This is a genomic window from Marinobacter oulmenensis, assembly GCF_014201735.1.
GTDB lineage: Bacteria > Pseudomonadota > Gammaproteobacteria > Pseudomonadales > Oleiphilaceae > Marinobacter > Marinobacter oulmenensis.
In genome coordinates this window covers 18219-30728 of the sequence record NZ_JACHFE010000004.1, presented here as the reverse complement: position 1 = coordinate 30728, position 12510 = coordinate 18219, and the positions used below count along the sequence as shown (strand labels likewise).

Genomic DNA, 12510 nt, shown 5'->3' with positions numbered 1-12510 from the left:
GGCGGAAATCCGCTTCGATGCCCGCTGAGGAGTTGTCCACAGGGCTCTTAAGTTGGATAATGTGCGCCCCTAAATTATTTCCAGTGATACGAGGGTCAAACCGTGAGTCACGAACAGATCAACCAGCACCTGTCCAACTGGACTGAGCGAGAGTCCACTGCCGAGGCCATGATTCCGGTGATCGGTCGCCTGTACCGCAAGAACAATGTGGTTACGTCCATCTACGGCCGTTCGATCATCAATCAGTCTGTCATCGACATTATCCGCGCTCACCGCTTCGTCCGTCAGGTTGAAGACAGCGAGCTGTCTGTTCACGACACCATGCCGATCCTGGAAGCCATGGACCGGATGGAGCTGGGCCGCGGTCACGTTGATATCGGCAAGCTGGCGGTGAAGTTCAAGGAGCAGGGCGGTGATCTCACCGAATTCCTGAAACAGGAAATCGGCCCGATTGTCGGCCAGTACGCGACCCAGTCTGAGGAAGACGCCCAGAACGACACCAAGGATGTTGTGCTGTACGGTTTCGGCCGCATTGGTCGTCTGCTGGCCCGTATCCTGATCGAGAAAGCCGGCGGCGGTAACAACCTGCGCCTGCGGGCGATTGTTGTGCGCAAGGGCAAGGCGGACAACGATCTGGAAAAACGTGCCAGCCTGCTGCGTCGTGACTCCATTCACGGCCCGTTTGACGGCACCATCACCGTGGATGAGGAAGACTCCGCGCTGATCGTCAACGGCAACTATATCAAGGTGATCTACTCCGACGGCCCGGATCAGGTGGATTACACCCAGTACGACATCCACAACGCCATCGTTGTCGATAACACCGGGATCTGGCGTGACGAGGATGGCCTGGGTCTGCACCTGAAATCCAAGGGCGTGAGCCGTGTGATCCTGACCGCGCCGGGCAAGGGTGACATCAAGAACATCGTTTACGGCATCAACAATGGTGACATCACCGAGAATGACCGGATTCTGTCGGCGGCCTCCTGTACCACCAACGCCATCACGCCGGTGCTCAAGGCCATTCATGACGAATACGGCATTGAAGACGGTCATGTCGAGACCGTTCATTCCTACACCAATGACCAGAATCTGATCGACAACTATCACAAGGGCAGTCGTCGTGGTCGTAGCGCGCCCCTGAACATGGTGATCACCGAGACCGGTGCCGCCAAGGCCGTTGCCAAGGCGCTGCCTGAGCTCAAAGGCAAGCTCACCGGTAATGCCATCCGGGTGCCCACGCCGAACGTGTCCATGGCGATCCTGAACCTCAATCTGGGCAAAGAGGTGGACGTCGAGGGCGTCAATGAATACCTGCGAGACATGGCGCTGCATTCCGAGCTGCAAAAGCAGATCGATTTCGTCAATTCCCCGGAAGTGGTCTCGACTGACTTTGTGGGGTCCCGTCATGCCGGTATCGTGGATGCCCAGGCGACCATTGCCGGTGGCAAACGCCTGATCCTGTACGTGTGGTACGACAACGAGTTCGGTTACAGTGCCCAGGTTATCCGGTGTGTGAACCAGATGGCCGGCGTGACCTACCCGATCTTCCCCAAGCGCGTACGCGACTAAAGTCTTAGTTGTGTGTGGCGCCATGGCGCCACGAAGACCCCGGCAGCGCCCGTTGCCGGGGTTTTTTGTGACCGGAATCCGCCGCCTGCATTCCCCTTTTCGGTGGAAATAGTATTCCTTAATCTCTATAATTGGCGCGATTTTGGGTATGTCTGGCACCCCGTTTCCCATCTTTTCCTGTTGCAGATGCCGCAGGCAGCAATTGCCCCGGTATTTGTGAATCTGAGGGGGAGTTCTCCCGACAGCATGGATCGCGGGCAGGAAAACCTGGGCTGCTGGGACCGGGCGTTAAAATTCTCAGCTAGTTTCTGATGATTGGACGAGGCTAATGATCAAGATCAATAAAGGCCTGAATCTTCCCATCAGCGGCGCTCCCGAACAGACCATTACCGATGGCAAGCCCATTCGCCACGTGGCGTTGATCGGCTTTGACTACAACGGCATGAAGCCGACGATGGTTGTCAAAGAGGGAGACCGTGTAAAGCGCGGATCGCTGCTGTTTACGGATAAGAAGACCGAAGGCGTTCGTTACACCTCCCCGGCTGCCGGTGTGGTGAAAGAGATCAACCGTGGTGAGCGGCGGGTATTCCAGTCGATCGTTATTGAAATTGACGGCGACGACGCGGAAACCTTTGCCCGTTACGAAGACTCTGATCTGGCTGGCCTTGAGCGCCAGCAGGTGGTCGACAACCTGGTTGAATCCGGTCTGTGGACTGCGTTCCGCACGCGCCCCTACAGCAAGGTTCCGGCCATTGATTCGGCCCCGCACTCCATCTTTGTCTCCGTGATGGATACCAATCCGCTGGCAGCGGACCCGACGGTGATCATTGCCGAGAACAGCAAGGCTTTCGAGAAGGGCCTGACCATCATTTCCCGCCTGACCGAGGGCAAGGTGTTCGTGACCGGCAAACCGGGTTCCGACGTTGCCGTACCCGCCAGTGAGCAGGTTGAAGTCCAGCAGTTTGATGGTGTGCATCCGGCCGGTAATGTGGGTACCCACATTCACCATCTGGATCCGGTCTCCCAGAGCAAGACGGTCTGGTCCCTGAGCTATCAGGACGTGATCGATATCGGCAAACTGTTCGAGACCGGTGAGATTCCGGTTGAGCGGATTGTGGCCATCGCTGGACCGAAAGCGCTCAAGCCTCGCCTGGTTCGTACCCGTCTGGGTGCCAGTCTTCAGGAACTTCTGGACGGTGAAACTGCCACAGACTGTGAAGTCCGTGCCATTTCCGGTTCCGTATTCGGTGGTCGTCGTGGTGATGGCCCCTGTGCGTATCTTGGCCGGTTCGCCAACCAGGTCTCGCTGCTCGAAGAGGGCACCAAGCGTGAATTCCTGGGGTGGCTGTCGCCGGGCGCCAACAAATTCTCGGTACTCAACATCTATCTGTCCAAGCTCGCGGGCAGCAAGCTGTTCAACTTCACCACCACAACCAACGGCAGTGAACGGGCCATGGTGCCGGTCGGTGCGTATGAGCAGGTGATGCCCCTGGACATTCTGCCGACGCAACTGCTGCGCTCGCTGATTGTGGGTGATACCGAAATGGCACAGAAACTCGGTGCCCTGGAGCTGGACGAAGAAGATCTGGCGCTGTGCACCTTCGTGTGCCCCGGCAAATATGAATACGGTCCGATTCTCCGTGAGAACCTGACCCGAATCGAGATCGAGGGCTAACGACGATGGCAATCAGACAGTTTCTCGATGGAATCGAGCATCATTTTGAAAAAGGTGGCAAGTACGAGCGCTGGTACGCCCTGTACGAAGCCGTCGATACAATCTTCTATACGCCGGGCAAGGTAACCTCCACCACGGCCCATGTGCGCGATGGCGTTGACCTCAAGCGCATCATGATCACCGTCTGGCTGTGCACCTTTCCGGCCATGTTCTTCGGCATGTGGAACATCGGTTACCAGGCCAACAGCTTTCTGGCGGCAAATCCCGACGCGATGATCGCTGATGGTGGCCTGCGCGCGGCCTTTATCCAGGCGCTTGCCGTCACTGGTGCCAGTGCCGGCTGGTGGGACAACTTCGTCTACGGTATGGCGTACTTTGTGCCCATTTACTTCGTGACCTTCGTGGTTGGCGGCTTCTGGGAAGTGCTGTTTGCCACCGTGCGCAAGCACGAAGTCAACGAAGGCTTCTTTGTAACCTCCGTGCTGTTCGCACTGATCTGCCCGCCGACCATCCCGCTGTGGCAGGTGGCCCTAGGCATCACCTTCGGTGTTGTCATTGGCAAGGAAGTGTTCGGCGGTACCGGCAAGAACTTCCTGAACCCGGCGCTGACCGGTCGTGCCTTCCTGTACTTTGCCTACCCGGCCCAGATCTCCGGTGACACGGTCTGGACCGCGGTGGATGGTTTCAGTGGTGCCACGGCACTGAGCTGGGCCGCCTCCGGTGGCCTGGATGCGCTGGAACAGAACATCGGCTGGATGAACGCCTTTGTCGGCACCATCCAGGGCTCCATGGGTGAAACCTCCACCCTGGCGATCCTGATCGGCGGTCTGATTCTGCTGGCCATGAAGATTGCCTCCTACCGCATTGTCGGTGGTGTGATGATCGGCATGATCGCCATGTCCCTGCTGCTGAACGTGGTGGGTTCCGAGACCAACCTGATGTTTGCCGTACCGGCACACTGGCATCTGGTGATGGGCGGCTTTGCCTTCGGCATGATGTTCATGGCGACGGACCCGGTGTCTGCGGCCATGACCAATACCGGTCGCTGGTGCTTCGGCATCCTGGTCGGTGTCATGACCGTGCTGATCCGTGTCATCAACCCGGCCTTCCCGGAAGGCATCATGCTGGCAATCCTGTTCGCCAACCTGTTCGCGCCGCTGATGGATCACTACGTGGTTCAGGCCAACATCAAACGGAGGCTTGCTCGTGGCTAAAGCTAAAGATACTGTCTCCAGAACCATTATGGTTGCGCTGGTGCTGAGTATTGTGTTCTCGGTAGTGGTTTCCACTGCGGCTGTCATGCTGCGGCCGGCGCAGATCCAGAACCAGAATCTGGATATCAAGACCAACATTCTCTCTGCCGCGGGCATGCTGGAATCCGGCGCCAGCCCGCAAGAGATCGAGGACACCTTTGCGCGCTTCGACGTGCGCCTGGTTGACCTCGACTCCGGGACATTTGTGGAGCCATCCCAGGTGGGTGTGCAGGACCCGATGAAGTACGACATGTACAAGGCGGCCTCTGATCCGGAAATGTCCACCAACATCCCTTCTTCTGAAGACAAGGCCGGCATCAAGCGTCGCCCTAACGTCGCCAAGGTCTATACCCTGAGCGAAGACGGTGAGCTGGTGCGGGTGGTGCTGCCGGTGCATGGCTATGGCCTGTGGTCCACCCTGTATGGTTTCATCTCCTTGGAAGGTGACCTCAATACCATTGAGGGGCTGGGTTTCTATTCCCACGCAGAAACACCGGGTCTCGGCGGTGAGGTGGATAACCCCCGCTGGAAAGCCCTGTGGCATGGCAAGGAAGTCTACGACGACAACTATTCCGAACCGGAAATCCGGCTCGTGAAAGGCGGCGTCAGCCCCGATGCCCGTAATAAAGAGCACAAGATTGATGCTCTGTCCGGTGCTACGCTCACCAGTCGTGGTGTGCAGCAACTGGTCAATTACTGGATGGGCGAGCGCGGCTTCGCTCCATTCCTGAAAAATCTTCGTGAAGGGGAGGTCTGATCATGGCAGGTGCATCAGCCAAACAGGTTCTCTTCGAACCAATCTTCAGCAACAACCCCATCGCCCTGCAGATTCTCGGGATCTGCTCGGCGCTGGCGGTAACCACCAGCATGAGCGTCAGTATCGTTATGTGTCTGGCCGTTATCGCCGTTACCGCGTTTTCCAACCTGGCGGTTTCCCTGGTCCGCACACAGATTCCGGGCAGCATCCGGATCATCGTGCAGATGACCATCATCGCCTCCCTGGTTATCGTGGTTGACCAGATCCTCAAGGCCTACGCCTATGAGATCTCCAAGCAGCTGTCGGTATTCGTTGGTCTGATCATCACCAACTGTATCGTCATGGGCCGCGCGGAAGGCTTTGCCATGACCAACCCGCCGTTCCTGAGCTTCCTGGATGGCATCGGTAATGGCCTGGGCTACTCCGCGATCCTGCTGTTTGTGGCCTTCTTCCGTGAGCTGCTGGGGGCCGGCTCGCTGTTCGGTTTCACCCTGCTGACCCCGGTTAACGAGGGCGGCTGGTACGTGACCAACGGCCTGCTGCTGCTGCCGCCGAGTGCATTCTTCATCATTGGTCTGGCAATCTGGGGACTGCGTACCTGGAAGAAAGAGCAGGTGGAAGAGGCGGATTACACGCTGTCTGCCCACAAAGTTAAGGAGGCCTTCTGATGGAACATTATATCAGTCTGATTCTGAAGGCTATTTTCGTTGAAAACATGGCGCTGGCCTTCTTCCTGGGGATGTGTACGTTCATCGCCATCTCCAAGAAGATTGAAGCGGCGACCGGCCTGGGTATCGCGGTTGTCGTGGTGCTGACGGTGACCGTTCCGGTCAATAACCTGCTCTATAACACCATCCTGCGCGAAGGCGCCCTGGACTGGGCAGGCCTGCCGAATGTGGACCTGAGCTTCCTGGGCCTGTTGACCTACATCGGTGTTATTGCGGCGATCGTACAGATCATGGAGATGGTTCTGGACAAATACATCCCGGCGCTCTATGCCGCCCTGGGTGTGTTCCTGCCACTGATCACCGTGAACTGCGCCATCCTGGGTGCGTCACTGTTCATGGTTGAGCGTGACTACACCTTCAGTGAAAGTGTGGTTTATGGCTTCGGTGCCGGCGTGGGCTGGGCACTGGCCATTATCGCGCTGGCGGGTATCCGCGAGAAACTCAAGTACAGCGATGTTCCGGAAGGGCTTCGGGGCCTTGGCATCACCTTCATTACTGTGGGTCTGATGTCGCTTGGCTTCATGTCGTTCTCCGGTATCTCCCTGTAATTCACCCGGTGATTCGGTTTAACGAAAAGGCGAGACCATGAATACAGAAATCATTCTTGGCGTGGTCATGTTCACCGTTATCGTGCTGGGACTGGTCGCAGTGATTCTTGCGGCCCGCTCCAAGCTGGTAAGCACCGGTGATGTGACCATCGAGATCAACGACGACCCGGAGCATACGCTCAAAACCGGCGCCGGCGGCAAGCTGCTCGGTACGCTGGCCAACAGCGGCATCTACCTGTCCTCCGCCTGTGGCGGCGGCGGCACCTGTGCCCAGTGCAAGTGCAAGGTGTTCGACGGCGGTGGTGCCATGCTGCCCACCGAGAAGACCCACTTCACCAACCGGGAAGAGAAGGAAGGCTGGCGCCTGTCCTGCCAGGTTCCGGTGAAGCAGGACATGAAAATCGAAGTACCTGAAGAATTCTTCGGTGTGAAGAAGTGGGAGTGCGAGGTGGTCTCCAACCACAACGTCGCTACTTTCATCAAGGAACTGGTCCTGAAACTGCCGGAAGGCGAGGAAGTGGACTTCCGAGCCGGTGGCTATGTCCAGCTGGAGTGCCCTCCCTACGAGATCGATTTCAAGGATTTCGATATCGAGGAAGAGTTCCACGAGGACTGGGACAAGCACGACATCTGGCGCTACAAGGCGGTCAACCGGGAGGAGACCATCCGGGCTTACTCCATGGCCAACTATCCCGAGGAGAAAGGCGTCCTGAAGTTCAACATCCGGATCGCCACGCCGCCTCCGGGAACCGATCACCCACCAGGCATCATGTCCTCCTATGTCTTTAATATGAAGCCGGGAGACAAGGTCACCGTGATGGGGCCGTTCGGTGAGTTCTTCGCCAAGGAAACCGATGCGGAAATGGTCTTCATCGGCGGTGGTGCGGGCATGGCGCCCATGCGCTCCCACATCTTTGACCAGCTCAAGCGTCTGAACACCAGCCGCAAGATCAGCTTCTGGTACGGTGCCCGGAGCGTCCGCGAGATGTTCTACGTTGAAGATTTCGACACGCTGGCCGAGGAAAACGACAACTTCGAATGGCATGTGGCCCTGTCTGACGCGCTGCCGGAAGACAACTGGGAAGGCCCGACCGGGTTTATCCATAACGTGCTGTATGACAAGTATCTGAAGGACCATCCGGCGCCCGAAGACTGCGAGTACTACATGTGTGGGCCCCCCATCATGAACGCGTCCGTCATCAAGATGCTCAAGGATCTTGGTGTTGAGGACGAGAACATCATGCTGGACGACTTCGGGGGTTAATCAGCTCCCATGACATCCGGCATGCTAAAACCCGTCAGGGTGGTGATCTTCAGCGTCTTCTGGGCGCTGGTGATCTCCGCCCTGGCGGGTTGTTCGTTTCAGGACGAGGATCAGGTCTGGGAAATCTCCGGCGGCATCTTCGGTACTACCTATCACATCAACGTCGTATTGCCTCGTGATGAGGAGCGTCTGCAGACTCTGGCTGACGGTATCGAGTCTGAGCTCAAACGGGTGGATATGGCCATGTCTACCTACAAGCCGGACTCCGAACTGTCCCGACTCAATCGCAAGGACGATCAGTCCGGGTGGACACCGTTGTCTGAGCCTCTGTTTGAAGTCATCCAGCGTTCGGTGGAGATTGCCCGGCTTACCGATGGTGCCTTTGATGTCACCGTTGGGCCCCTGGTCAATCTCTGGGGTTTTGGCCCCGATGCACGACCGGACGATGTGCCGGCTCCCGAGCGCATCGAGGCAATGCGTGCCGCCACTGGCTGGGAGCATCTTGAGCTGGACGCCGAGGCCCGTGCAATTCGTTCGGATCGGCCCCAGTATATTGATCTGTCGGGGATCGCCAAGGGCTATGGTGTCGACGTTGTCGCCCGTTACCTGGAGTCCGAGGGCGTGAGTGCCTATCTGGTGGAGATCGGGGGCGAAGTGCGTGTTCATGGACGAAAGCCCGATGGTGCCGCCTGGCGTCTGGCGGTGGAAAAACCGTCGGAACAGGGGCGTGAGGTTAATGCCATCGTCGCGCTGGATAGTCAGGCAATGGCAACATCGGGCGATTATCGTAACTATTACGAATCGGATGGCCGGCGCTATTCCCATACCATAGACCCGGAGACGGGTCGGCCGATTACCCACAGACTGGCGTCTGTTACAGTAATTGCAGAGGACTGTATGACAGCAGACGCCCTGGCAACGGCCTTTGATGTACTGGGTCAGGAAAAAGCCATGGCCCTGGCGACGCGAAACAATATTCCCGCCTATTTCATTGTGCGGGGTGACGATGCATTCGAGGTCAGGCAGACACCGGCCTTTTCCTCGTATGTGGTTCAGTAAAGGAGGGCAGTATGGGTACCTTTCTGCTGGTTCTGTTTATTGTGGTGGTGCTGATCGCGGGTATGTCGATTGGCGTTATGTTCGGGCGTAAGCCCATCAGTGGCACCTGTGGCGGTATTGGTGCGCTTGGGATCAGTACGTCCTGTGAGATTTGTGGTGGCAACACCCAGAAATGTGAGGACAGCCGCCAGGGCAACGATTCTGCCGAGCCGGCTGCGGATCTGGCGTACGACGCCTCCCGCAAGGAATGACCATCGCCGTCCAGGCTGGCCGGTGTAAAAACTATAATTACCATTTCACGACGTAGATAAGGAGTCACTGCGCGCATGGCAGAGCATCATTACGACGTCGTCGTCATAGGGTCCGGGCCTTCTGGGGAAGGTGCTGCGATGAATGCGACGAAACACGGCAAACGGGTCGCAATCATTGAAGACAAGCCGACCGTGGGCGGCAACTGCACCCACTGGGGCACGATTCCCTCGAAGGCGCTGCGCCACTCGGTCAAGCAGATTATCACCTTCAACACCAACCAGATGTTCCGTGACATCGGCGAACCACGCTGGTTTTCGTTCCCAAGGGTTCTGCAGAATGCCCAGAAGGTGATAGGCAAGCAGGTAAAGCTGCGGACCGGTTTCTATGCCCGTAACCGGATCGACCTGATCAACGGACGTGCGCATTTTGTTGACAATAATCGTATCGAGGTCCGTGGCAACAAGTCTGCTGAGACGCTTTACTTCAAGCAGGCGATTATTGCCACCGGCTCCCGGCCCTATATGCCGCCCGACATCGACTTCCGTCATCACCGGATCTACAACTCCGACACCATTCTCAACCTGTCCCATACGCCGCGCACCCTGATTATTTTCGGGGCCGGCGTCATTGGCTCAGAGTATGCCTCAATCTTCTCCGGGCTCGGCGTGAAAGTGGATCTGATCAACCCGGGCAGCCGGATTCTCTCGTTCCTGGACGATGAAATCTCCGATGCCCTCAGCTACCACCTGCGCAACAACGGTGTTCTGGTGCGGCACAATGAGGAATTCGAGTCCGTGAAGGGGGATGATCACGGGGTGGTGCTGTCCCTGAAATCGGGCAAGAAAGTCCGTGCTGATGCCTTCCTCTGGGCCGCTGGCCGAACCGGCAACACCGATAACCTGGGGCTGGACAATATTGGCCTGGAGCCGAATGGCCGGGGCCAACTGGCGGTGGACAAGCATTACCGCACCGGTGTTGAGAACATCTATGCCGTGGGCGATGTGATCGGCTGGCCGAGCCTGGCCAGTGCCGCCTATGACCAGGGTCGCTCCGCGGCATCGGACATCACCCATGACGAATACTTCCGGTTTGTGGATGACGTGCCGACGGGTATCTATACCATCCCGGAAATCAGTTCGGTGGGCAAAACCGAGGAAGAACTGACCCAGGCCCGGGTCCCTTACGATGTTGGCAAAGCGTTCTTCAAGGATCTGGCCCGGGCGCAGATCACCGGTGAGGCCGTGGGCATGCTGAAAATTCTGTTCCACCGGGAAACCCGGCAGATTCTGGGCATCCACTGTTTCGGTGACCAGGCCGCTGAGATCGTTCACATCGGCCAGGCGATCATGAATCAGGAGGGTGAGGCCAACACCCTGGACTACTTTATCAACACCACCTTCAACTATCCCACCATGGCGGAAGCCTACCGTGTGGCCGCTCTCAACGGCCTGAACCGGATCTTCTGATCGGTTCGGAGCCCCGGGCGGCCGTCAGGCCGTTTCGGGGCTTGCCTGCCGGGGCGGCAGTTCCAGAGCTGCGTTGGCACGATTATCGAAGAACATCCGGCTGCTGGTCGGGTAGTCGGTGATGATGCTGTCCACCCCCAGTTCCTCCAGTTGCAGCATGTCGTGAATCCGGTTCACCGTCCAGGTGGATACGTGCATGTTGCGGCGGTGTGCTGTGGCGATCATCGACCGGCTCACGATCTTCCAGTTCGCACAGAAATACTCGCAGCCCAGGCGGGCAGCCAGGCTCAGAGGATTGGGAAAGCGCCGTTCGGCCACCAGCCCCAGGCGGATGTTGCGGTCGCGCCGTCGTATCTGGCGGAGGAACCAGGGATCGGATGACGTCACAACGACTCGATGGTGTAGTTCCCGGCGCTGGATAATCTCGGTGAGCCGGTTGCACAAGACATTCAGGCGGCTGCGATTGTCTTTCTTGACCTCCAGTTGCAGCTGCTCCAGGCCTTCCAGGGAGTCAAGCAGAACCTCAAGCGCCGGAATCCCGGTAGGGCGCGGCCAGACACTTGGGTCCGGTCGGGCATCCATGCCTGCCAGTTCCGTGGCGGTAAAGCTGCCCACGCTGCCGGTGTGGCCGGTGGTCCGGTCCACGGTTAGATCGTGGACCATCACCGGCACGCCGTCCCGGGACAGCACCAGGTCCAGCTCGAAATGACGGATGCCCTGCCGGTAGGCGTGAATAAAGCCCGGCAGGGTGTTCTCCGGGGCTTCACCCTTTGCGCCCCGGTGGCCAAAAATGATCATTCTGCCGTGGATTCCTTCAGGCGTTGGTAGATGGACTGGCGCTTTTTCCAGGTGTCATGGCACAGGCGCAGGTCCTCGAGGTAGGCCGGCAATTCGTCCATCAGCAGGGCCTGCGGGCCGTCTACCAGCGCTTTTTCCGGTTTCGGGTGAAAGTCCACCAGCACCATGTTGGCTCCGGCGATAACTCCCTGGGCGGTGGCGTGCATGACATCCAGGATGCCATCCGGCGACGCGTCACGGCTGCCGACGGAGTGGGATGGATCCACGCAGACAGGCATCCGGGTCAGGCGTTTGACGGCCGGAACATGGGCAAAATCCACCATGTTGCGGTGGGGCAGGCCGGCTTCGGTTTTCATGCCCCTCAGGCAGAAAATGACATTGGCATTGCCTTCGCTGGCCAGATACTCGGCGGCATTGAGGGATTCATTCAGGGTAATGCCAAAGCCCCGCTTGAGCAGGACGGGATAGGTGCTCTGGCGGCCGATGGCCTTGAGCAGCTCGAAGTTCTGGGTATTGCGTGTGCCGACCTGCAGCATCACGCCGGTCGGGCGCCCCAGTTTTTCCAGGCAGGTGTCGATTTCCTCAATGTGGCTTTCATGGGTGATTTCCATGGCCACCACCTTGATGCCGTGTTTGCCGGCCTTTTCAAATACCCAGGGCAGACAACCCTTGCCATGTCCCTGAAACGAGTAGGGGTTGGTGCGGGGCTTGTAGGCGCCCATGCGGGTGCAGACTTCCCCGTGCTGCTCCAGTGCCTGCATCATCATTTCAACATGCTCCGGGACATCGACGGCACACAGCCCGGCGAAGATGTTGAGGTTGTTCTGGGAAAAATCCACACCATTGTAGGTGAAGCCACTCTGGCGCCGGTCGTCCTTGTGGCGGCCAAGAATCCGGTAATCCTCGGAGATGCGGACGGCTCGCTCGACCGCCGGCAGAGCTTCGATTTCTTCCTTGTCCAGCGGCTTGGTGTCGCCCAACAGATAGATTTCGGTCAGGCGCTGGCTGGCCCCCTGAACCTCATGGACCCGCAGGCTCACGCCCGGCAGGTTTTCCAGGTAATGCATGGTCTGGCGATAGGCTTCACTGTCCAGGGTGGTATTGGGGTGAAGGATGGCTAGCATGTCAGCTCCTATAA

The 12510-nt window shown here is 58.1% G+C and carries 12 protein-coding genes; 10 read left to right on the top strand and 2 right to left on the bottom strand.

Annotated features, from left to right (window positions below; genetic code table 11):
• The first annotated feature begins 102 nt into the window (after window positions 1–102).
• From HNR38_RS08470 to sthA, 10 genes are all read left to right on the top strand, one after another.
• Window positions 103–1572, top strand: coding sequence for a glyceraldehyde-3-phosphate dehydrogenase (locus tag HNR38_RS08470; protein WP_183702201.1), 1470 nt, complete (start codon window positions 103–105; stop codon window positions 1570–1572).
• A gap of 328 nt (window positions 1573–1900) precedes the next feature.
• Window positions 1901–3247, top strand: coding sequence for a Na(+)-translocating NADH-quinone reductase subunit A (locus tag HNR38_RS08465; protein ID WP_183702198.1), 1347 nt, complete (start codon window positions 1901–1903; stop codon window positions 3245–3247).
• A 5-nt stretch (window positions 3248–3252) separates the two neighbouring features.
• Window positions 3253–4461, top strand: coding sequence for an NADH:ubiquinone reductase (Na(+)-transporting) subunit B (locus tag HNR38_RS08460; protein WP_183702195.1), 1209 nt, complete (start codon window positions 3253–3255; stop codon window positions 4459–4461).
• Entirely contained in the window at window positions 4454–5257 is an 804-nt protein-coding gene (locus HNR38_RS08455; protein ID WP_183702192.1) for a Na(+)-translocating NADH-quinone reductase subunit C, read from the top strand. Before HNR38_RS08460 ends, HNR38_RS08455 begins: the two co-directional genes overlap by 8 nt.
• Before the next feature lie 2 nt (window positions 5258–5259).
• Entirely contained in the window at window positions 5260–5925 is a 666-nt protein-coding gene (locus tag HNR38_RS08450) for an NADH:ubiquinone reductase (Na(+)-transporting) subunit D (RefSeq protein WP_183702190.1), read from the top strand.
• The gene (gene nqrE / locus HNR38_RS08445; protein WP_183702187.1) at window positions 5925–6533 is read left to right on the top strand and encodes an NADH:ubiquinone reductase (Na(+)-transporting) subunit E; all 609 of its coding nucleotides are present in this window, start codon (window positions 5925–5927) and stop codon (window positions 6531–6533) included. Before HNR38_RS08450 ends, nqrE begins: the two co-directional genes overlap by 1 nt.
• Before the next feature lie 37 nt (window positions 6534–6570).
• Entirely contained in the window at window positions 6571–7797 is a 1227-nt protein-coding gene (gene nqrF, locus HNR38_RS08440) for an NADH:ubiquinone reductase (Na(+)-transporting) subunit F (RefSeq protein WP_183702184.1), read from the top strand.
• A 9-nt stretch (window positions 7798–7806) separates the two neighbouring features.
• Window positions 7807–8856, top strand: a complete 1050-nt coding sequence (locus tag HNR38_RS08435; protein ID WP_183702181.1) for an FAD:protein FMN transferase — start codon at window positions 7807–7809, stop codon at window positions 8854–8856.
• An 11-nt stretch (window positions 8857–8867) separates the two neighbouring features.
• The gene (gene nqrM / locus HNR38_RS08430; RefSeq protein ID WP_183702177.1) at window positions 8868–9107 is read left to right on the top strand and encodes a (Na+)-NQR maturation NqrM; all 240 of its coding nucleotides are present in this window, start codon (window positions 8868–8870) and stop codon (window positions 9105–9107) included.
• Window positions 9108–9182: 75 nt separating this feature from the next.
• Window positions 9183–10574, top strand: coding sequence for a Si-specific NAD(P)(+) transhydrogenase (gene sthA / locus HNR38_RS08425; RefSeq protein ID WP_183702174.1), 1392 nt, complete (start codon window positions 9183–9185; stop codon window positions 10572–10574).
• A 24-nt stretch (window positions 10575–10598) separates the two neighbouring features.
• On the opposite strand, the gene HNR38_RS08420 is transcribed toward sthA, so the two are convergent.
• Together HNR38_RS08420 and HNR38_RS08415 are read right to left on the bottom strand one after the other, a co-directional pair.
• Window positions 10599–11372 carry a glycerophosphodiester phosphodiesterase gene (locus tag HNR38_RS08420; protein ID WP_183702171.1) on the bottom strand — a complete coding sequence of 258 codons (774 nt, stop codon included), beginning with the start codon at window positions 11370–11372 and terminating at the stop codon, window positions 10599–10601.
• On the bottom strand, window positions 11369–12496 hold the full coding sequence (locus HNR38_RS08415) for a 3-deoxy-7-phosphoheptulonate synthase (RefSeq protein ID WP_183702168.1): 1128 nt from the start codon (window positions 12494–12496) through the stop codon (window positions 11369–11371). The genes HNR38_RS08420 and HNR38_RS08415 overlap by 4 nt, the downstream gene beginning before the upstream one ends.
• Window positions 12497–12510 lie beyond the last annotated feature (14 nt).

Coding starts and splice junctions, on each gene's coding strand:
- HNR38_RS08465 (WP_183702198.1), top strand. CDS start 1,901: ATGATCAAGATCAATAAAGGCCTGAATCTTCCCATCAGCGGCGCTCCC.
- HNR38_RS08460 (WP_183702195.1), top strand. CDS start 3,253: ATGGCAATCAGACAGTTTCTCGATGGAATCGAGCATCATTTTGAAAAA.
- HNR38_RS08450 (WP_183702190.1), top strand. CDS start 5,260: ATGGCAGGTGCATCAGCCAAACAGGTTCTCTTCGAACCAATCTTCAGC.
- nqrE (WP_183702187.1), top strand. CDS start 5,925: ATGGAACATTATATCAGTCTGATTCTGAAGGCTATTTTCGTTGAAAAC.
- nqrF (WP_183702184.1), top strand. CDS start 6,571: ATGAATACAGAAATCATTCTTGGCGTGGTCATGTTCACCGTTATCGTG.
- HNR38_RS08435 (WP_183702181.1), top strand. CDS start 7,807: ATGACATCCGGCATGCTAAAACCCGTCAGGGTGGTGATCTTCAGCGTC.
- nqrM (WP_183702177.1), top strand. CDS start 8,868: ATGGGTACCTTTCTGCTGGTTCTGTTTATTGTGGTGGTGCTGATCGCG.
- sthA (WP_183702174.1), top strand. CDS start 9,183: ATGGCAGAGCATCATTACGACGTCGTCGTCATAGGGTCCGGGCCTTCT.
- HNR38_RS08420 (WP_183702171.1), bottom strand. CDS start 11,372: ATGATCATTTTTGGCCACCGGGGCGCAAAGGGTGAAGCCCCGGAGAAC.
- HNR38_RS08415 (WP_183702168.1), bottom strand. CDS start 12,496: ATGCTAGCCATCCTTCACCCCAATACCACCCTGGACAGTGAAGCCTAT.